This window comes from Rosenbergiella metrosideri, from assembly GCF_022602565.1.
Taxonomy (GTDB): Bacteria; Pseudomonadota; Gammaproteobacteria; order Enterobacterales; family Enterobacteriaceae; genus Rosenbergiella; species Rosenbergiella metrosideri.
Map to the genome: position 1 here is coordinate 433,768 of NZ_JALBCV010000001.1, position 20,037 is coordinate 453,804.

Genomic DNA, 20,037 nt, shown 5'->3' on the forward strand with positions numbered 1-20,037 from the left:
GCCATGCGTAAGTGTCTTACCCTTATGGTGTTCTGTTGCAGCCTGGTGTTAGCTGGCTGTGATCACTTGGCATCCTATACGCTAAGTGAACAGGAAATTAACCAGAGCCTGAGCAAGCATGCAGCATTTGACAAAGATATTGGTATCAATGGATTAGCCAATGCGCATATCACCCTAAATACCTTACACGCTGAAATAGGTCGCGCGGCGGCGAACCAAGTGGTGCTATCAGGACATGCCACAGTCGATTTTGCTTCGCTATTTGGTAAACAAAACGCCGATCTCCAGCTGAAAATGAGCGCAGTGCCGGTCTTCAATCGTCAGCAAGGTGCGGTCTACCTGCACGATCTCACTATTCTTGATGCACAGGCTCAGCCGCAAAAAGTTCAAGGTATCGTCGACGGTCTCAAACCGATATTGGCAACCTCTCTGCGTGATTACTTTACCCAACAACCAGCATGGGTATTAAGCAGCGATCGTTCAAAAGCCGAAGCTCTCGCTAAGAAATATGCGACGGGTATTGAAGTGAAACCGGGGGAGATAGTGATCCCTCTCGCGCCTTAACTGCAATAAATGCCTGCCCAGCCGGGTAGGCATTCCCTCTTCTCCACCCTTTTTGAGAGCGTTTCAAGGCGATAACCCCCGTTTCCATTGCCTCCGCGCGACTTATTCTTTACCACGTTATCCCCTTTCTTGCTTAATCAACGCGCGTAAGGTTAGACGAAGCCTATCAGAACGACTTTTTATACCGGGATAATAACTTTTACCGATTAACATCACCTATGGAGACGACTATCGTGCCGTCACGCTCGTTCACTCTACGCTATTTCCCTCTGACGTCGGAGTAACTCACCGCATTTGAAAAAAAAGAGTGCAATCTGTGGCGCTGCCCATTATCCTTGGTTCCCGGCCTGAACGCCCTAATTGTTGATACTTTAGCCGGAGCCTTGCTGATGAAATCCCCTGTAAACACGCTTACCCTTCGTCGTCCTGATGATTGGCATATCCATCTGCGTGATGATGCTATGCTGAACACTGTCCTGCCTTACACCAGTGCGCATTTTGGTCGAGCCATTGTGATGCCGAATCTGGTACCGCCTGTGACCACCGTTCACGCTGCAGAACAGTATCGTCAACGAATTTTAGCCGCACTGCCCGCTAAGCATCACTTTACCCCTTTAATGACGTGTTATCTGACAGATAGCCTATCTGCTGACGAAATTGAACGGGGCTTTACGCAGGGTGTCTTTACCGCAGCAAAACTGTATCCGGCCCATGCGACGACTAACTCCAGTCACGGCGTGACCAGCATCGATCATATCGCTGCAGTGCTCGAACGTATGGAAGCCCTCGGCATGCCATTATTGATCCACGGCGAAGTCACCGCTGCCCATGTCGATATTTTTGACCGTGAAGCGCAATTCATCGATCAAGTGTTGATTCCGTTACGTCAACGCTACCCTGCGCTACGTGTCGTAATGGAACATATTACCACCCGTGATGCGGCGCAGTATGTACAGGAAGGCAATGAGCTATTGGCCGCAACTGTGACCCCACAGCACTTGATGTTTAACCGTAACCATATGCTGAGCGGTGGGATTCGTCCGCACCTCTACTGCTTACCGATTCTCAAGCGCAACATCCACCAGCAAGCTTTGCGCGATGTGGTCTCAACCGGGCATTCACGTTTTTTCCTTGGCACAGATACTGCGCCGCACGTGCAGTCTCGTAAGGAATCAAGCTGCGGATGCGCCGGCGTTTTCAATGCACCCACCGCCCTAGCCGCCTATACCAGTGTATTCGATGAGCTTGGCGCCCTAGAACATCTTGAAGCATTCTGTTCTATTAATGGCCCTACCTTCTATCGACTACCGGTCAGCGAGCAAACCATCACCTTGCAGCGTCAAGCGTGGACCGTACCTGAACAGATCGCGTTAGGAAATGAACAGCTTATTCCATTCTTAGCGGGCGAAACGCTACAATGGCAGGTCCTCGCTGAATAATCAGCAAGGCGTAAAATCCATGCTATACTTTATCCTCCTGTGTAACGAAACAGGGAACTTGTGACCTCAGTCTTCACTTATGTTTGACGATTATGGAGGTTAAGATGGATAAAGAAAATAATGTGATCCAAACACATCCGTTAGTCGGTTGGGATATCAGTACCGTAGAAGACTATGATGCGATGATGATTCGTCTGCATTCGGTCTCTTCGGACCAACAAACAGAAGAAAACGCCGACATCGGTCCAGCTTATTGGATCACGACGGATGTGGCTAGGCAGTTTATTTCTCTACTCGAAGCGGGTATTGCTCGTATTGAAGAGTCAGAGAGCCAGCCAATCAGGGCAAAGCATTAATCATCCAAGGCACCTTAGGGTGCCTTTTTTTGTCTCCTGCCGCTCGACTCTGCTATGCTGCAAAGAAAATAGCGGAGCAATGCAATGATTTACGATGTCATTATTGTCGGAAGCGGGTCAGTCGGCGCTGCAGCGGGCTGCTACGCGACCATTAACAACCTCAACGTCTTAATGATCGATGCCCATCACCCTCCCCACCAGCAGGGCTCACACCATGGTAAGACGCGTTTAATCCGCTATGCCTATGCCGAAGGCGACCAGTATGTACCGCTACTTCAACGTAGTAAGGTACTTTGGGAGGCGTTAGAAAAAACTGCCGCCACCACGCTTTTTCGACGCAGTGGCGTACTATCTCTCGCGCCAATCGATAGCCCACTGGTTCCACAATTACTTGACAGTGCTAAGACCTGGTCAATCGATGTCGAAGCGCTCAGCGCCGAAGATATTATGCAACGCTGGGAAACCTTCGTTATCCCAGCGGAATACCACGGCGTAATCGATAAAGACGCCGGGTACCTTTACAGCGAAAAAGCGGTTGAACACTGGATCCGCCTTGCGCAAGAGCAAGGCTGCGCACAGCTGTTTAATTGCCCGGTAGAGTCGATAAGCCACTATGATGATCTCTATCGCGTGACCACCGCCGACGGAGACTATACTGCACGAAAGATTATCGTTACGGCTGGCAGTTGGGCGAAAAAGCTGCTTCCCGAGTTGCCGATCACCCCGGTACGCAAGGTCATGGCTTGGTTCCAATCCGATGGCCGCTTTAGCCACCAGACCCACTTCCCAGCGTTCACCGCTCAGTTAACCGATGGCAGCCAATATTACGGTTTTCCTGCTGAGGATGATCAGCTAAAAGTGGCGCGGCACGATGGCGGCCAACCGCTTAACGATGCTACAGAGTGCCTGCCCTTCGGTCACTCTCCGTCCGATGGCAGCGAATGCTTCAGCTTCCTAAAGCAATTTTTACCGGGTCAGAGCGCGTGCCTATTCGGACAAGCCTGCAGCTACGATAACTCGCCAGATGGTCACTTCATTATCGACTACCTTGGAGAGGATAAAACCGGGTTGGTCATCAGTGGCTTGAGTGGCCATGGGTTTAAATGCGCCCCGGCACTGGGCGAAATCGCGTGTCAGTTCGCACTGGGCAATGATATTGAAACAGTCATCTCTCCTTTCCGCTTAAGCCGCTTCGCAAAAAGTTAATCCGCCTTCATTGATGTCATCAAAGCGTCACGCTTAATCCGTATCGTGACGCTAACTTTTCTTGTTAGCACAAGGACATCGCATGAAGTCGAAGAATCAAAACGCCCCCACTCCTGAAAATCCACAACGTCGTCGACTACTGGCGGGAGCCTCTGCACTGGGGGTCAGCTCTACCCTCCTCCCCCTCGGTAGCGCCAAGGCTAGCCAACCGCAAGGGGCGTCTGCACGTCCGCTACATGAGTATTCCGCACCAAAACAGACGGCGCTGCTGCGTGAACACGTTAAAAATATTGTCGTCATTTACGCCGAAAACCGCAGCTTTAATAATCTGTTTGCAAACTTTCCTGGCAGTCAACAACCCCTTAATCAACTCAGTGAACAGGCCACGCGCCAAGTTGATCGGGACGGATCGCCACTCCCGCATTTACCGCCAATTTGGAAAGGGATGGTACCGGATCCTCAAATCGTCAATCATAAGCGTTACCAAATTGATCAGCAGGCGGAGTATCTGACTAATCTGCCCAATAAACCTTTCGCCTTGCAGGGTGATGATCAGGAAGCGCTGCCACAAGGGGTAATCACCCGCGATTTATGGCATGTGTTCTACCAAAATCAGATGCAGATTAACGGTGGTAAAAATGATCGCTTTGTCGCTTGGGCCGATTCTGGTGCCTTGACCATGGGCTATTATGCCAACAGTGCCTACACTATGCGCTTATGGCAGCTGGCGCGCGAATACACGCTCTGTGACAACTTCTTCCAAGGTGCATTCGGCGGATCGTTTCTCAATCACCAATATCTGGCCTGCGCGCAAGCCCCTTTCTACCCAGAGGTTAAGACATCCCCTGCCAAAGGATTAATCGCTGAATTGATGAGCGATGACCCTACAGACACACGGTTAAAACCGCTGGCTGACTCGCCCGCCAGTGCCTTAACCGGCATCCCAAAATTCGGGCCGAGTCAAATTACCCCAGATGGCTACGCCGTAAACACTATGCAACCGCCGTTCTGGCCCTCTGCCAGCCGCGATCCACAGCGTCCCGATTATGCCGATGCCAGTAAGGCCAACGTACTGCCCGCGCAAAAGCACCCTCATATTGGCGATAAGTTAACGGCAAAGGGGATTGATTGGGCATGGTATGCCGGTGGCTGGCAATTTGCGATTGACGACCAGAAAGACAGCACGGATTTCCCTCCTCGTCCTGATTTCCAGCTGCATCATCAACCGTTCAACTATTTTGAGAACCTTGGCCCGACTCATCCGGCCGCCAGAAAGCAACATTTACGCGATGGTGGATTGGGTGATTCCCCGACCACTAACCATTTTCTGGCCGATATACAAGCGGGTACATTACCGCCAGTAACCTTCTATAAACCGCAAGGCAACCTGAATATGCATGCGGGGTACTCTGATGTCGAAGCCGGGGACCGTCATATTGCGCATATTATTGACCAATTACAGCGTGGTCCGCAGTGGAAAAATACGGTAGTGGTGATCACTTTTGATGAAAATGGTGGCTGGTGGGATCCTGTCGCCCCACCGAAAGGGGATAGATGGGGACCGGGTTCACGTATCCCGGCGTTGGTGATTTCACCTTTTGCACGGCGCGGACATGTGGACAATACGCAATACGATACCGGATCGATCTTGCGGTTTATCAGTCGCGTACACGACCTACCGTTACTGAACGGCTTAACCGCACGCGATCACGCATTGATGGCACACGGCCATCAAAAAATGGGCGACCTAACGGCCGCCCTGCAATTTTAGTGATCGTCCGACGTAAAAGCCCCTGCTCAGCAGGGGCAACCCTTAGGCGTCGTCTTTATTGATTGGCGTTGGCAGGGTCATCCGTAATAATCCTCGCGACTTATTGAAGATTTTATTACTGGTTTCACGACCTGCACGGCGCTGGCGTTGCTCTTCAGGGGTCAACGCTGACTCTTCCAAGCATTCAGGGCTACAACAGCCACGGTATTTCACTGCGCACTCATCACATTGAATAAACAGGAGATGACAACCATCGTTTAGGCAATTGACGTGGGTATCGCAAGAAGCCCCGCACTGGTGACAATGGGCCAAGACATCATCGGAGATACGCTCACCCATCCGCTCATCAAAGACAAAGTTTTTTCCTTTAAAACGTACCGGTAGTCCTTGCTCACGTGCTTTACGGGTATATTCAATAATCCCGCCCTCAATATGATAAATATTACCGAAGCCTTGGTGTTTCATGTACGCACTCGCTTTCTCGCAACGGATACCACCGGTGCAATACATGACGATCTTCTTCTCTTTTTGCTCTGCCAGCATCTCGACGGCCATCGGCAATTGATCGCGGAACGTATCGGCGGGGATTTCCATTGCGTTGTCGAAATGGCCCACCTCGAACTCATAATGGTTACGCATATCGACAAAGACAGCCTCGGGGTCGTCAAGCATAGCGTTAACTTCATCGGCCTTCAGGTAAGCGCCGACATCACTGGCATCGAAACTTGGATCGTCAATACCGTCCGCCACGATGCGCTCACGAACCTTCATCCGCAATACCCAGAAAGACTTCCCGTCATCATCCAGAGCGATATTCATCCGTAAGCCATTGAGCGCAGGATCGAAGTCGAAAATTTGCTGCTTCATTGCCTCAAATCGGCTAGCAGGGACACTGATCTGTGCGTTAATCCCTTCCGCCGCGATATAGACTCGCCCAAACACTTTTAGGTTGAGGAATGCTTGATAAAGCCGGTCGCGAAACGCCTGCGGATCATTGATGGTGAAATACTTATAGAACGAGACAGTGGTGCGCGGCTCGGTCTCCTCCATTAAACGCTGTTTTAACTCTTTATTCGAGACAAGGTTATGTAACACTGGCATGGTGTTCGTCCTGTTTAGGGGGATTGAAAAGGTGCCTATGATACCCGATAGCCTCATGCTTCCCAAGAGCCTATCCGCACTTCATTCAGGAAAAACTGAAAAGTAATAAAAATATGCTGTGGGTCCCTCAGGCTAAAAAATATGTTCTATGCTTCATCTATTCCCACAGTGATTGAGGTTACGACAATGGATTTATTCACCACCTTAGACGAAGCAATCAGCGTTGCAAAAGAGACTTTCCTGGCCGATCACCCTGAGGTGGACGAGTTAAGCGCCTCGGTAAGCCAGTTTTCATTACAAAAATATGTGATGCAAGACGGTGACACCATGTGGCAGGCGGAATTTGCCGATCAAGAAGAAGCCCCCAGCGAATGTCTGCCGCTTTACTTCGATGAAGCCGCACAAGCGATCTGGGATAACGAGTTTGATGAAGACGAGATTTTAGCCGAGTGGCAACCAGAGAATACGCTGCACGAATGGGACGAGGGTGAGTTTCAACTTGCGCCACCCACTGATACCGAGGAAGGTAGAGCCGCTGCCGAAGAGTGGAGCGATGACAACAGCGACTCTGAGCGCTGGTAATTACGGATAATCACCGTGCTTGGCATCAATGGGTAACATAAAGGTGTCAACAATCAATGAAAGCGGTAGATCAAGAATGGTCAAAAAGCGCCAATAGCCTTGGCGCAAATCCCACTGCACCCCGGGGTAATACTGATGCCCCGCTCCCTGTCCCGCGACACTTCGACTGATAATACTGCCGCAGCCCGTGAGCATAACAATCGACAGCACAATACAAAGTCTTTTTATCATAACAGTGTAAACCCATTAAAAAAGGCGGCTAACGCCGCCTTTTATCAGTTAGCTTGTAAAGCGTTAGGGTTAAATTCGACTTTGGCATAACTGTCGTGCCATTGACGATATTTATCCTGCTGCTGCCACAAGCGGCTATGTAATCGCGCTAAGACCACCGGATCGCTGATGGCCAGCAGGCGCTGATTGGCACTGCTTTTTTCCGGCGATTCACTCAACAGTTGGTCGATCTGGCGCTCACGTGCATGATCCAGCAGATCACTTTGTAGGTGACGCGCCGTCGCGAGCGCAGTGGCTAATGCATTGAAGGACGGATGGAACAGCGCATGCATAAAGCCATTCTCTAAGACGCGTTGGCGGTTAAGCAGCACGTAGTTATCCGTATCAATCAGCTCTTGTGGCGTCTCAAACTCTTCAGGAATTAAGAACAGTTTCGCGCGGCGTGAAGCTAACCCTACGGTTGCACGGCTTGAGATTACCGACACAATTGGGGAAAGAATAAGCGAGCCTACAATTGGCGCTAACCACCACAGGAAGTTAAGATCCAGATAGCCCATGCCAGAAGCCCAGACAATCCCTAACAACATCTGAGAACCATGACGACGGAAGGCTTCGCTCCACGGCGTCGAGTCATCGTCACGCTGCGGGGAGTCCCATACCGCTTTTAAGCCCAAGAAGGCGCTTACCACAAATAGGGTATGAAACAACATTCTGACCGGTGCTAAAAGAACTGAGAATAGCATTTCCAGAATCAGCGAGATAAAGACCCGAACAAACCCGCCATACGGCTTCGCACCCTTACACCAAATCAACAACACACTCAGCATCTTTGGTAAGAAGAGTAACACTAAGGTGGTAGAGAATAGCGCAATCGCTAATTCTGGACGCCAATGCGGCCATACTGGATAGAGCTGACGCGGTTGTAAGAAGTAGGTCGGCTCGACTAAGGAGTGGACGACCTGCAGCGCCGTCGACAACGCCAAGAACATAAACCACAACGGTGCAGACAGATAAGACATCACACCCGTTAGGAAGACCGCACGGTGAACTGGGTGCATCCCTTTCACCATAAACAGACGAAAGTTCATCAAGTTACCGTGACACCAACGGCGATCACGCTTCAGTTCGTCCAAGAGGTTCGGTGGCAGCTCTTCATAAGAACCAGGCAGGTCGTAGGCAATCCACACCCCCCAGCCCGCACGGCGCATTAATGCGGCTTCAACGAAGTCATGCGACATAATTGAACCGGCAAACGATCCCTCACCCGGTAGCGGGGCTAAGGCACAGTGCTCGATAAACGGCTTCACCCGAATAATCGCATTGTGGCCCCAGTAGTGAGATTCGCCGAGCTGCCAGAAGTGCAGCCCCGCTGTGAAGAGTGGCCCATAGACGCGGGTGGCAAATTGTTGACAACGTGCGTACAGCGTATCCATCCCCGAAGCTTTCGGAGATGATTGGATAATTCCTGCATTAGGGTTAGCTTCCATCATCCGGACGAGGCCAGAGAGGCATTCACCACTCATCACACTGTCGGCATCCAATACCACCATATAGGCGTAGTTTTGGCCCCAGCGGCGGCAGAAGTCATCGATATTACCGCTCTTACGCTTCACACGACGACGGCGACGGCGATAGAAAATTTTCCCCGCTCCACCCACATCACGGACCAGTTCCATCCACGCTTTTTGCTCGGCAATCGCGATATCGGCATCATAACTGTCGCTTAGAATATAAACGTCGAAGTGTTCGCTATTACCGCTGCGCACTACCGATTCCCAGGTCGCACGTAAACCGGCGAATACCCGTTGTACATCTTCGTTACAGATAGGCATGATCAATGCAGTACGGTTCTCGGGGTTCAGCGGCTCATTACCCACCGTGCCGTAAGAGATACTGTATTTATCTTTACCGATCAGCAACTGTAAGAAGCCCATTAGCGCGGTCCAAAACCCGGCGGAAACCCAGCAGAACAAAATGGCAAAAAGGAAGAGAATCCCTGTCTGTAGCACATAAGGGAGGATTTGCAGCACCGCCTGCTTCCAGTCCGGTGTGAACAGTTGCATCGGGTCAATTAAGGTCCAACCTTGATAAGGCAGGATGGTTTTCATGTACCAGGTGGCAACAATCGTCTGCGCTAAGGTAAGCAGTAACAGGATATAGCGACGAATCGTGCCGACAACCCGCCATTTCTCTTCAGCGTTACGGGTTGGTGCATCTTGCAAACGCTCGCGTTGCTTACGGGATTTACCCCGTATTGTGCGCCATGCCCGCGTAATCGGATTAGTTTCCCAGCTATCTGGAGACATCAATGCGCGACGCACCGGCGGCATCGCCTTTAAGGTGGTGCGATGTAAATCATCTTCAGCAAACTGAGCATCGTTATCGGTCGCCTCTGACCACGCCATCTTCACACGCGATGAGACGGAGGCCAGTGCCGCATCCTCGTCACGATCGCTGGCGGTGACATCGTTGCCCAATGTGTGATGGAAGTCTGCAAAGCTATCTGATGCGTTCTCAGAGGCGAGTAGCGAAGACTGCTCTGCCGCATCAAGCGGCAGAGTGTCAACATACTGTTTAGAGTTAAACGTTGATTTATTCATTGGCAGGTAACTGATAGCTCCACGTTTCGGTCAATGGTTTTTCGTTGCTGGTTAACGCAGCACGCATCTCGGTCACTTGTTTCGGATCTTTCACGCGTAGACGTAAAGTCAAACGCCAGCCTTTAGTTACTGGATTATAACGTACGTTTTGTTCAACGATTTCGCCATTTTTGCCGATGCTCACTTCTGGAGCAACCTTCGCATCGCTAGACATCTTGCTAAGGTTTTTGCCCACGAAGTCGACTAAAAACGCAATGCTGCCATCAGGTTGACGTACTAGATTTGACTGCTTGACATCACCCGTTGAGCGCAGGGTATCTTGAACCCAAGCGATATTGTTGTCATGCAGCGCAGACTCATCACGAGTAAAGTGCAGGCGATAGTCAAATTTCATCTCTTTACCGGCTTCCGGTAATTTCTCCGGGCTCCAGAAAGCAACGATATTGTCGTTCGTCTCATCGTTGGTGGGAATTTCAACAAGCTCGATATGGCCTTTGCCCCACTGGCCGATAGGCTCTACCCATCCGCTAGGACGTTGGTCGTAGCGATCGTCAAGATCTTGGTAGTGGCTGAAATCACGATTACGTTGCAGCAAACCAAAGCCTTTTAGGTTCTCAACTTGATAGGTGCTGACCCCTAAGCGACGCGGATTGTTGATGGGACGCCAGATCCATTCACCGTTGCCGTTATGAATTGAGAGACCATCAGAATCATGTAGCTCATTACGGTAATTCACCACTGGAGAAGGTTGATTCGCTCCAAAGAGGTACATGCTGGTCAGTGGCGCGATCCCTAACTTAGTGACAGTGTCACGAAGGTAGACCCGGGACTGTACATCAACCGTACTCTCTTTGCCTGGATGAATAATAAAGCGGTAAGCGCCGGTCGCACGTGGCGAGTCAAGCAACGCATAGATGGTAAGTTGTTTAGCGTTGGCCGTTGGACGTTCAATCCAGAACTCTTTGAATCGCGGAAACTCTTCCCCCGCTGGCACGGCGGTATCGATGGCGAGGCCGCGCGCCGACAGGCCATAAGTTTGGCCTGCGCCAACCACACGGAAATAACTCGCGCCTAAGAAGGAGCTGATCTCATCTTCTTTTTTACGACTATTGAGGGGGTATAAGACTTTAAAGCCTGCGAACCCCAGATTTTTAAGGGTATCGGCGTCGTGCGGAACTTTACCGAAGTCAAAGAGGGTAGGATCGTATTTTATTTCATGTACGGTGGAGGCCGTGACTTCATTTATTTTAACCGCTTGGTCAAAATACATTCCTTCATGATAAAACTCGAGCTTAAAAGGCGTGTGGAGTTTAGACCAATAAGCTTTATCACGTTTAAATTGAATTTGTTGGTAATCTGCATATTTCAATTCACGGAGTTGTGAAGGCAAATTACTGTTTGGAGCTTGATAGCTTTTCTTCGCTAACGATTTAGCTTGCTTTGCGACATCTTCGATACTAAATGCCCAGCTATTGCTCGTGTAGAGTGCGACAAGTACCGCTGCGCCAACCCATTTGAGCTGTCGTCCTTTATATGTAGTATCTTTCTTGATGAGCACATCGCCCCCTTAAAAATGTGTACCTAACTGACTGAGCTTATAATAATTGATTCCCAAGCATTCTGACAGTCATCTTCGAGTTATAGTCTCTTTTTATTAGCTATACTGGATTTTTCGGATAGTTTTACGAAACCCGATTCCAGCCAAGGTTGTCTGATATACTTAATTTAATCTTAGCCGTAATCGTGCAAATTGCACCCTAGACGATGAGTATAGATGATGTCTACCCAACCCCCACAACGTGAATATTTTCTCGATTCCATCCGCGCCATTTTGATGCTACTGGGTGTTCCCTTTCATGTGTCGCTGATTTATTCTTCACAGCATTGGACAGTTAATAGCCCAACTTCATCGTTCGGCTTGACCCTCTTTAATGAGTTTATCCACTCGTTTCGGATGCAAGTGTTTTTCGTCATCTCCGGTTATTTCTCTTATATGCTTTTCTTACGTTACTCGCCACATCGCTGGTTAAAAGTGCGACTTGAGCGGGTCGGTATTCCTTTTTTAGCCGCAATACCATTAATCACGTTTCCGCAATTTTTACTATTAAAGAATGTTTCGGATAAATTTCCGCAGTGGTCTCACTTCACGCTGTATGAAAAATATAACACCCTGTGTTGGGAACTCATTTCCCACTTATGGTTTTTATTAATTCTCTGCTTATTAACGATGATCGGATATCGGTTATTTTGTTTCCTAAAACAGCGGACTGAACAGTGGCAATATAAAGAGATTGGCTGGTGGCAGGTTATTGGCGGCTTAACCCTCAGTATTCTGGTCTGGTGCCTATTACGTCGCGTGTTGCTATTCACTTTACCGCTGGTGATGAAAGATGCATTAATGAATATCGTGGTAATGCAGGTCCTGTTCTATTTACCTTTCTTTATGCTGGGCGCGCTCGCGTGGCAGATCACCTCGTTAAAAGCACTGTTTATCAAACCCCATCCATTACTGTGGATCGGCACGATAGTGGCCTTTTGTGCCTACCATTACAACCAACACAACAGCTCGGGTGATGGTTGGCTCTATGAACTTGATGCGCTAATCTCGATGGTAATGGGGATCTGTATGCTCAATATCTGCTTTAGCAGTGGCTACCGGTTATTAAATATTCATTCACCCGCTGTCAGTTACTTGGTCAATGCCTCACTCTTTATCTACTTAGTTCACCACCCGTTAACCTTGGTCTATGGCTTATATGTAAGCCACACAATCCATAATAATTACCTTGGGTTTTTTACAGGATTAGTGATGGTTTTTGGCGTATCATTTATCCTTTACGAAATTCATCTACGCATTCCTGTATTGAGATTCCTCTTTTCAGGCAAAAGCAATAATAAATAAGTCGTATTTAACAAGGTATAATGAATGGAACCCTGTTCTGCAGCAAAAGCTGGGCAAGTTAAAGCGGTGCTGACCTCACCCGCCAAACTGATGACTGAGAGTTTAGCGGGTATCGTTACTGCATTAGCGCTGATCCCAGAAGTTATCTCGTTTTCTGTTATTTCTGGTGTCGACCCGAAAGTCAGTCTTATCGCCTCCTTTGTCATCTGCTTAACCCTCTCTTTCATCGGCGGTCGACCGGCGATGGTCAGCGCGGCAGCAGGCTCTGTCGCCTTGGTGATTGGCCCAATGGTGGCTGCCCATGGCGTGAACTATATTTTACCGACGGTTGTGTTAGCCGGGGGAATGCAAATTCTGTTTGGTTGGCTAGGTTTGGCGAGAATGATGCGCTACATTCCGCAATCAGTGATGACCGGCTTTGTGAATGCATTGGGTATCCTTATCTTCATGGCCCAAGTCCCGCATATCATCGGCCACGGACCGATGGTCTGGCTGTTCTTTGCGATAACACTCGCTATCGTCTTAGGCTTACCGCGACTGTTTACCGCCATTCCTGCCCCGCTTATCGCTATCATCCTGTTGACCGCGGTGGTGGCCTATACCGGTATACATTTACCGAATGTTGGCGATGAAGGGAGCATGTCGCCCGGATTGCCGGGTTTCAACTCCCTCCAGGTCGCCCTTAATTGGCAAACCTTAAGCATTATCTGGCCGGCCGCGATCAGCGTAGCCTTGGTCGGACTGATGGAGTCGCTCTTAACCGCCAAACTGGTGGACGAGCTAACAGATACTCCCTCAAATAAGCATCGGGAGTCTTGGGGACTAGGTATCGCCAATATTTTGGCGGCTTTTTACGGTGGCGTCGCCGGTTGTGCGATGATCGGCCAAACCATTGTCAACGTCGAGCTGGGTAAAGCCCGCAGTCGTGTGTCTACCGTGGTCGCCGCCTGTGTGTTATTGCTGTTAGTGAGTGTATTAAGTCAGGTTATGGCGAAAATACCGATGGTAGTGCTTGCCGCCATCATGGTGATCGTCTCAATCAAGACAGTCAATTGGCATAGCTTACAGCCTAAAACACTGCGTCGGTTACCGGTCAGCGAGACCCTGATCATGCTGTTTACCGTACTGATTACGGTATGGACCAGTAATCTCGCGCTTGGGGTCGTAGTGGGGGCGGTATTTGCGACACTCCTTTTCGCTCGACGGATCAGCCATATTATTGTGGCTCATCGTTCGCTATCCCCATCGGGTGAGCGTGTCACCTATCAGGTCCAAGGCCCGCTTTTCTTCGCGAGCAGCAATGATCTTTATGAACATTTCGATTATGCTAATGATCCTAAGCAGGTCGTGATCGACCTCTCCGCCGCGCAGGTGTGGGACGCGTCAAGTGTCAGCGTATTGGACTCCATCGAACATCGTTATCAGCGTCACGGTTGCGAAGTGACCTTAGTCGGGCTTGCCGGGCGCAGTGAAGCCATTCATCAACGCGTATCGGCGCATCGTCAGTAGTCCTGCCGAGCGGTAAGCCACAGGCTTACCGCTGCCTAAACTAATCCTCAATCATTATAATGTTTTTACATTCAAGACGCATTTCACTATATTATGTGAACTTTATCACATCCCGTTTTGAAGACCATGATTCCGAACTCACCACACTCAGATTGTGACACCACTGGTACCGATACCAACCGTCGTCGATTCTTAAAAAACTCGCTGATAGTCACTGCAGGCTGCTTCGTTACCTCGCTTCCCCTTAGTGGGCTTGCCCAAAATACCTCCCCGACTGGAGACCCTTTGCGGGCGTTTATCCAGGTCACGCAGACCATTACCGAACACAAGCACGTCAATGCTGAGTTGGCCGCACACTTCTTTAATGCTTTCGTTAAAAAAGTGCCTGAATTTGCCCAGCAGATCACGCCGTTAGTGCAACTCACGCAAGCGGGCATGAGCGCCGCAACCTTTGCTGTAAAAGCCAAAGCCGCGGGCCTACTGGGACTGCTGCAACAAATTATCACGGCATGGTACACCGGCACTGTGGGCAACGATTACCACGGTGTTCTAGTCAGCTACCAACAAGCGTGGATGTATCACACCGTCAGTGATGGATTAGTGGTCCCTACCTACTGTGGAAATGGCCCCCTATGGTGGACCGCGCCAATTCCTGATGCGAACAGCACCGCGGTGATTGACGCGTTGTAATCCCTCATTCTTAGACTGCATAAAAATAAAAATTAACTATCATGAAAAAACCAGAATTTACTGCAAGCGGCGATGTGAGCGCCGATGTTGTGATCGTCGGATCCGGTATTGTCGGCGGTATGATGGCGGACCGTTTGGTCGCGCAGGGATACTCCGTATTAGTGCTCGAAGCAGGGCTGCGTATCACCCGTGCCCAAGCGGTAGAAAACTGGCGTAATATGCCGTTTGCTAACCGTGCCGGTTCGGACTTCCAAGGCCTGTACCCGCAATCGCCGCTCGCACCTGCCCCGCTCTATTTTCCACCGAACAATTATGTCAACGTCACCGGTCCCAGTGCGGGTAGCTTTCAACAAGGCTACTTGCGTACCGTCGGCGGCACGACTTGGCACTGGGCGGCTTCTTGCTGGCGTCATCATCCGAGCGATTTCGAAATGCAACGCAAGTACCAAGTTGGCCGCGACTGGCCAATCTCTTACCAAGAGTTTGAGCCTTGGTATTGCGAAGCGGAATATGAGATTGGCGTAGCGGGTCCCAATGATCCTGCAATGCAATCCCCTGCTGAACGTAGTCGCCCCTATCCGATGGAGATGGTACCTTTCGCCCACGGCGATAACTATTTTGCCAGCGTGGTTAACCCACACGGCTATAACCTTGTGCCGATTCCACAAGGTCGCAGTACCCGTCCTTGGGAAGGCCGACCTGTCTGCTGTGGTAACAACAACTGCCAACCTATCTGCCCTATCGGCGCAATGTATAACGGTATACATCATATCGAGCGGGCTGAACGCCAAGGCGCAATCGTGCAGTCAGAGTCCGTGGTCTATAAGATCGACACCGACAGTCAAAACCGCATCACTGCCGTGCATTGGCTGGATAATCAAAAAGCCTCGCATAAAGCCACGGCAAAAATGTTCGCTTTGGCTTGTAACGGTATAGAGACGCCACGTCTATTACTGCTGGCGGCTAATAAAGATAACCCGACCGGTATCGCTAACAGCTCCGATATGGTCGGCCGTAATATGATGGACCACTCTGGTTTCCACTGTAGCTTTTTGACTGAAGAGCCGATGTGGCTCGGTCGTGGCCCAGCGCAGAGTAGTTGTATGGTCGGCCCGCGTGACGGGGACTTCCGCCGGAATTACTCAGCGAACAAAATGATCCTTAATAATATTTCACGGGTGGTTCCCGCGACAAAACAAGCCTTAGCAAAAGGGTTGGTCGGTAAAGCCTTAGATGAAGAGATCCGTTACCGCTCTACCCACGGCGTTGACCTGTCGATAAGCTTAGAGCCGTTACCGGATCCCGATAACCGTCTTACGCTCAGTGCTGATCGTAAAGATGCTCACGGTCTCGCTTGTCCTGATATTCATTATGATGTCGGCGATTATGTACGCAAAGGTGCCGAAGCGGCCCATGCCCAACTGCGTCATATCGGTTCGCTGTTTAACGCCAAAGAGTTCAACATTACCACCAGCCTCAATGCCAATAACCACATCATGGGGGGGACGATCATGGGGGATTCCGCTAAGAGTGCGGTCGTCGACAGCAACTGTCGTGCCTTCGATCATGAAAACCTTTGGTTACCGGGAGGGGGAGCAATCCCTTCCGCCAGTGTAGTCAACAGCACCTTGACCATGGCGGCGCTAGGATTAAAAGCGGCCCATGATATGGCTCAACGTTTGAAGGGGGGCGTATAATCGTGCGGCTTAATAAAACAGTGGCGTGGATATTGACCCTGATGGCAACCTCCCCTTTCGCCTACGCGCAAACCGAGGCTGATGCAGGCGCTGCGTTAATTGCTCAAGGCGAAAAAGTCGCCATCGCCTCTGACTGTCAGGCTTGTCATACGGCACCGGGCAGTAAAACAGCCTTTTCAGGGGGCTATGCCATCGCTTCACCGATGGGGGCAATCTATGCAACCAATATCACGCCATCGGCACAAGGCATTGGCGGATACAGTGAGGCACAGTTTGCCAAAGCGATCCGCGAAGGTATTCGACCTGATGGGGCACATCTTTACCCAGCGATGCCTTATACCTCGTATCATCTTATGACAGATGAAGATGTGCAGGCGCTCTATGCCTACTTCATGCACGGCGTGAAGCCTGTCGACCAAGCTAATACGCCGACTAAGCTCCCCTTCCCGTTTAATCTTCGCTTTAGTATGGGAATATGGAACGCACTTTTCGGTAGCACTGACAGCTATAAAGTGGATGAGAGCAAAAGCGCAGAATGGAATCGAGGCAATTATCTGGTTAATGGGCTTGCCCACTGTGACACCTGCCACACCCCACGTAACTTTATGATGGCAGAGAAACACGACCAGCCGCTGGCGGGTGCCCCCTTAGGCAGTTGGTACGCCCCGAATATTACCTCTGACCCGATCAGCGGTATTGGCGGGTGGCGAGAAGACGAATTAGTCAGCTACCTAAAAACCGGCCGCGCCGAGGGGAAAAACCAAGCCGCTGGCGGCATGGCAGAAGCGGTTGAGCACAGCTTGCAATATCTACCGGATAGCGATCTGAAAGCGATTGCCGTTTACCTTAAGGGCACCGCCCCTATTCGTACCCCAGGGGAAACGGCACCGGCGTATACTTACGGCAAGCCAGTCAGTGTCGAGACGGCGATCCGTGGTGATGCACCGAATAATGCTTATAACGCCCTCGATAATGGTGCTAAGCTTTTCAGTGGTAACTGCGCCAGCTGTCACCAACCGGATGGCGCTGGCAGTCCAAATCAGGCTTATCCGTCCCTTTTCCATAACACGGCGACCGGCATGATCCACCCCGATAATCTCGTTTCGGCCATTTTATTCGGGGTACGGAGGACCACTCAGGATCATGATGTCTTAATGCCCGCCTTCAGCTCGCCGACCTATGTCGATCAGTTGACCGATCAGCAAATTGCCGATATCAGTAACTATGTTTTACATCATTACGGTAATCCGCAGGTAACGATTGAAGCGGGTGATGTAGCTTGGATGCGTAAAGGAGGACGTATGCCTTTCCTCGCGGCTGCGCAACCTTATATGGTGCCAGGTATTGCCGTAGGTATTGTGGTGGTGATCTTAATATTAATTGGGCTGCGATTACGTCGTAGTCGCCAAAAACATAAATCTTGATGATCTTTCCCGGCCCCTAAGGGGCCGGGAAGCGTAAAACTATTGCTTCAGCCGTAATGAGAGTAAGAAAATAATCAGTCCCATGACCGCTAATACTGTCCCTAACCAAGCCGTTGACACCCAACCCAAGCCTGCATCAATCACAACACCTCCTAGGAAAGCGCCTAACGCATTAGCCATATTCAGCGCCGAATGATTCATCGCTGCCGCTAAGGTTTGTGCGTCACCGGCGACATCCATCAAACGAATTTGTAGTGAAGGGATCAGCAGCCCTGCGGTACCGATCAAGAAGGTCGCCAAGAAGCCTGTCACGACATATTTCGATAGGAAGCAGAACAGCACCATAATGGCGATATTCCATAACAATGACAGACCGATGGTTTTGCGCACACTCCAATCGGCAAATTTACCGCCTAAGGTGCTACCAGCAATCATCCCAAGACCAAAGGCAGCCATTACCCAAGGAATTTGCGCCTCACTCATCCCCGCATGGTGAATCATCGTCGGCGTAATATAGCTGAAGACCGCAAACATCCCACCGAATCCGGTCGCGCCGGTTAGTAGGGTTAACAGTACTTGCGGCTTTTTAAGCGCCGTCAGTTCTCGTAACGGGTGAGCTGAATGATCCCCTTGGCTGAAAGGCACATAGCGAATGATCATGAGCAATGAGACGACCGCACAGGCGCCCACAAACCAGAAAGCGAGCTGCCAGCTTAAGTGATGGCCAATCCATGATACCGCCGGTACGCCAAGTAACGTTGCAACGGTTAAGCCCAACATCATACGGCCAATCGCTTTACCCCGCTGATGCGCCGGCACCATCGAAGCGGCGACCAGCGAGGCTACTCCGAAGAATGCACCGTGCGGTAGCCCGGTGATAAAACGCATCAAGACAAAGGACAGATAGCCTGGTGCAAGGGCGCTGGCCACGTTACCTAAGGCAAACAGCCCCATCAGGGCGATCAATAAACGCTGACGTGGCATGCGTGAAAACAGCACCGCGATCAGGGGTGCGCCCACCACCACGCCCAGGGCATAACTACTGATGGCATCGCCCGCTCGGGTGATAGAACTGTTTAATCCATGCGCCACGTCCGGCAACAATCCCATGATAACAAATTCGCCGGTACCAATGGCGAAGCCACCGAGGGCTAGTGCCAGCTGGGCTAATCCAAGATGTTTAGTTTTCGTTTGTGACACAACGACCTCATTCAATGACTGTGTGAAAAAGCAGGGCATATTTGCCACATAAAAAAAAGCAAGCCACTAGTATGGCATGTGGATCACATTTCTGAAAATTAAGTGGGATATTTTGTCCTGGACTAGCTGTAAAAGTAGTCTTGCCCATAATGCCGAACAAACCATCCGGTTAGCGCCATTCGCTCGACTTGCGTCGGTAATACTTCGTGTAAAATTTGTTCTGATAGGAAACAGATCATACTGCCCGCCACGGGTTCGATAACCTTTTTCCCTTCTGGGAGATGTAAACAGAGTTGACCGCCATTTTCGGGCTGCCAGTTTTGATTGATATAGAATATCAGGGTGACGGCACGGCGCTTATCTTGGGCGAAACAGTCATAGTGGGGCTTATAAAATGCTCCCTGTGGATAGCGAGAAAAGTGCCCCTCGAAGCCATTTAATCCCAAATAGAATTCCTGATTCAGCAGCTGCCTAATCTCATCGACTAGCGAGAGGTAGTACACCACTGCAGGATCATTTTCACGCGGGTCAATCCAACTGATACTGTCCGAACGAATCGCTTCGTTGATAATATTCTTTATGCCTTGGCCAATCCCTGCTTGCAAGAAGGTCCGTTTATGACAGAGATCGGCTAAGGCTGTTACCCATTCGCCGGGGATAACATTTTGTTGGTAATACCAACCTTGCTCACACAACTGCTCAATAAGCTTATTCGAATTAACCATAATCCACTGCGACATCCACAACCTAAGGGATGCGCAGTAT

17 protein-coding genes are annotated in these 20,037 nt (G+C 50.3%); 11 read left to right on the forward strand and 6 right to left on the reverse strand.

The genetic code is table 11. The annotated features are described in order from the left end of the window. Positions 1-3: 3 nt before the first annotated feature. From MKR94_RS02185 to acpA, 5 genes are all read left to right on the forward strand, one after another. A complete protein-coding gene (locus MKR94_RS02185; protein ID WP_241645246.1) occupies positions 4-564 on the forward strand; it encodes a lipoprotein in 561 nt (186 codons plus the stop codon). 389 nt (positions 565-953) lie between these two features. Continuing rightward, positions 954-2,003 carry a dihydroorotase gene (gene pyrC, locus MKR94_RS02190; protein WP_241645247.1) on the forward strand — a complete coding sequence of 350 codons (1,050 nt, stop codon included), beginning with the start codon at positions 954-956 and terminating at the stop codon, positions 2,001-2,003. Between the two features lie 104 nt (positions 2,004-2,107). Beyond that, positions 2,108-2,359, forward strand: a complete 252-nt coding sequence (gene bssS, locus MKR94_RS02195; protein ID WP_048911964.1) for a biofilm formation regulator BssS — start codon at positions 2,108-2,110, stop codon at positions 2,357-2,359. Positions 2,360-2,443: 84 nt separating this feature from the next. Further along, entirely contained in the window at positions 2,444-3,565 is a 1,122-nt protein-coding gene (solA, locus tag MKR94_RS02200) for an N-methyl-L-tryptophan oxidase (RefSeq protein WP_241645248.1), read from the forward strand. A gap of 82 nt (positions 3,566-3,647) precedes the next feature. Continuing rightward, a complete protein-coding gene (gene acpA, locus MKR94_RS02205; RefSeq protein WP_241645249.1) occupies positions 3,648-5,336 on the forward strand; it encodes an acid phosphatase in 1,689 nt (562 codons plus the stop codon). Between the two features lie 42 nt (positions 5,337-5,378). On the opposite strand, the gene trhO is transcribed toward acpA, so the two are convergent. After that, entirely contained in the window at positions 5,379-6,437 is a 1,059-nt protein-coding gene (trhO, locus tag MKR94_RS02210; protein ID WP_241645250.1) for an oxygen-dependent tRNA uridine(34) hydroxylase TrhO, read from the reverse strand. A 186-nt stretch (positions 6,438-6,623) separates the two neighbouring features. On the opposite strand from trhO, the gene MKR94_RS02215 reads away from it, so the two are divergent. Continuing rightward, positions 6,624-7,019: a MysB family protein gene (locus tag MKR94_RS02215; RefSeq protein ID WP_214216034.1), complete on the forward strand. Its 396-nt coding sequence runs from the start codon at positions 6,624-6,626 to the stop codon at positions 7,017-7,019. On the opposite strand, the gene MKR94_RS02220 is transcribed toward MKR94_RS02215, so the two are convergent. The 3 genes from MKR94_RS02220 to MKR94_RS02230 are packed head-to-tail and all read right to left on the reverse strand — an operon-like array spanning position 7,020 to position 11,408. Continuing rightward, a complete protein-coding gene (locus MKR94_RS02220; protein WP_048911944.1) occupies positions 7,020-7,250 on the reverse strand; it encodes a YceK/YidQ family lipoprotein in 231 nt (76 codons plus the stop codon). It abuts the gene before it with no gap. Positions 7,251-7,294: 44 nt separating this feature from the next. Then, entirely contained in the window at positions 7,295-9,850 is a 2,556-nt protein-coding gene (gene mdoH / locus MKR94_RS02225) for a glucans biosynthesis glucosyltransferase MdoH (protein ID WP_241645251.1), read from the reverse strand. Beyond that, positions 9,843-11,408 carry a glucan biosynthesis protein G gene (locus MKR94_RS02230; RefSeq protein ID WP_241645252.1) on the reverse strand — a complete coding sequence of 522 codons (1,566 nt, stop codon included), beginning with the start codon at positions 11,406-11,408 and terminating at the stop codon, positions 9,843-9,845. Before MKR94_RS02230 ends, mdoH begins: the two co-directional genes overlap by 8 nt. Positions 11,409-11,627: 219 nt before the next feature. Between MKR94_RS02230 and mdoC the strand changes: the two genes are divergently transcribed. The 5 genes from mdoC to MKR94_RS02255 all read left to right on the forward strand — a co-directional run bounded on the left by mdoC (position 11,628) and on the right by MKR94_RS02255 (position 18,072). Next, on the forward strand, positions 11,628-12,752 hold the full coding sequence (gene mdoC / locus MKR94_RS02235; RefSeq protein ID WP_241645304.1) for a glucans biosynthesis protein MdoC: 1,125 nt from the start codon (positions 11,628-11,630) through the stop codon (positions 12,750-12,752). Positions 12,753-12,776: 24 nt separating this feature from the next. Next, a complete protein-coding gene (locus MKR94_RS02240; RefSeq protein ID WP_422047485.1) occupies positions 12,777-14,261 on the forward strand; it encodes a SulP family inorganic anion transporter in 1,485 nt (494 codons plus the stop codon). 126 nt (positions 14,262-14,387) lie between these two features. Then, on the forward strand, positions 14,388-14,951 hold the full coding sequence (locus tag MKR94_RS02245; protein ID WP_241645253.1) for a sorbitol dehydrogenase family protein: 564 nt from the start codon (positions 14,388-14,390) through the stop codon (positions 14,949-14,951). A gap of 41 nt (positions 14,952-14,992) precedes the next feature. Beyond that, positions 14,993-16,648 (forward strand): GMC family oxidoreductase, encoded by a 1,656-nt coding sequence (locus tag MKR94_RS02250; protein WP_241645254.1) that lies wholly within the window; start codon positions 14,993-14,995, stop codon positions 16,646-16,648. Between the two features lie 41 nt (positions 16,649-16,689). After that, the gene (locus MKR94_RS02255; protein WP_241645306.1) at positions 16,690-18,072 is read left to right on the forward strand and encodes a cytochrome c; all 1,383 of its coding nucleotides are present in this window, start codon (positions 16,690-16,692) and stop codon (positions 18,070-18,072) included. Between the two features lie 39 nt (positions 18,073-18,111). On the opposite strand, the gene MKR94_RS02260 is transcribed toward MKR94_RS02255, so the two are convergent. Together MKR94_RS02260 and MKR94_RS02265 are read right to left on the reverse strand one after the other, a co-directional pair. Continuing rightward, positions 18,112-19,272, reverse strand: coding sequence for an MFS transporter (locus MKR94_RS02260; RefSeq protein WP_241645255.1), 1,161 nt, complete (start codon positions 19,270-19,272; stop codon positions 18,112-18,114). A 122-nt stretch (positions 19,273-19,394) separates the two neighbouring features. Further along, a complete protein-coding gene (locus MKR94_RS02265) occupies positions 19,395-20,012 on the reverse strand; it encodes a 2OG-Fe(II) oxygenase (protein WP_241645256.1) in 618 nt (205 codons plus the stop codon). Between the last annotated feature and the right edge of the window lie 25 nt (positions 20,013-20,037).

Bases quoted from the DNA above. Each gene is read 5' to 3' on its own strand.
- MKR94_RS02185 (WP_241645246.1), top strand. From the start codon at position 4: ATGCGTAAGTGTCTTACCCTTATGGTGTTCTGTTGCAGCCTGGTGTTA.
- pyrC (WP_241645247.1), top strand. From the start codon at position 954: ATGAAATCCCCTGTAAACACGCTTACCCTTCGTCGTCCTGATGATTGG.
- bssS (WP_048911964.1), top strand. From the start codon at position 2,108: ATGGATAAAGAAAATAATGTGATCCAAACACATCCGTTAGTCGGTTGG.
- solA (WP_241645248.1), top strand. From the start codon at position 2,444: ATGATTTACGATGTCATTATTGTCGGAAGCGGGTCAGTCGGCGCTGCA.
- acpA (WP_241645249.1), top strand. From the start codon at position 3,648: ATGAAGTCGAAGAATCAAAACGCCCCCACTCCTGAAAATCCACAACGT.
- trhO (WP_241645250.1), bottom strand. From the start codon at position 6,437: ATGCCAGTGTTACATAACCTTGTCTCGAATAAAGAGTTAAAACAGCGT.
- MKR94_RS02215 (WP_214216034.1), top strand. From the start codon at position 6,624: ATGGATTTATTCACCACCTTAGACGAAGCAATCAGCGTTGCAAAAGAG.
- MKR94_RS02220 (WP_048911944.1), bottom strand. From the start codon at position 7,250: ATGATAAAAAGACTTTGTATTGTGCTGTCGATTGTTATGCTCACGGGC.
- mdoH (WP_241645251.1), bottom strand. From the start codon at position 9,850: ATGAATAAATCAACGTTTAACTCTAAACAGTATGTTGACACTCTGCCG.
- mdoC (WP_241645304.1), top strand. From the start codon at position 11,628: ATGTCTACCCAACCCCCACAACGTGAATATTTTCTCGATTCCATCCGC.
- MKR94_RS02240 (WP_422047485.1), top strand. From the start codon at position 12,777: ATGGAACCCTGTTCTGCAGCAAAAGCTGGGCAAGTTAAAGCGGTGCTG.
- MKR94_RS02245 (WP_241645253.1), top strand. From the start codon at position 14,388: ATGATTCCGAACTCACCACACTCAGATTGTGACACCACTGGTACCGAT.
- MKR94_RS02250 (WP_241645254.1), top strand. From the start codon at position 14,993: ATGAAAAAACCAGAATTTACTGCAAGCGGCGATGTGAGCGCCGATGTT.
- MKR94_RS02255 (WP_241645306.1), top strand. From the start codon at position 16,690: ATGGCAACCTCCCCTTTCGCCTACGCGCAAACCGAGGCTGATGCAGGC.
- MKR94_RS02265 (WP_241645256.1), bottom strand. From the start codon at position 20,012: ATGTCGCAGTGGATTATGGTTAATTCGAATAAGCTTATTGAGCAGTTG.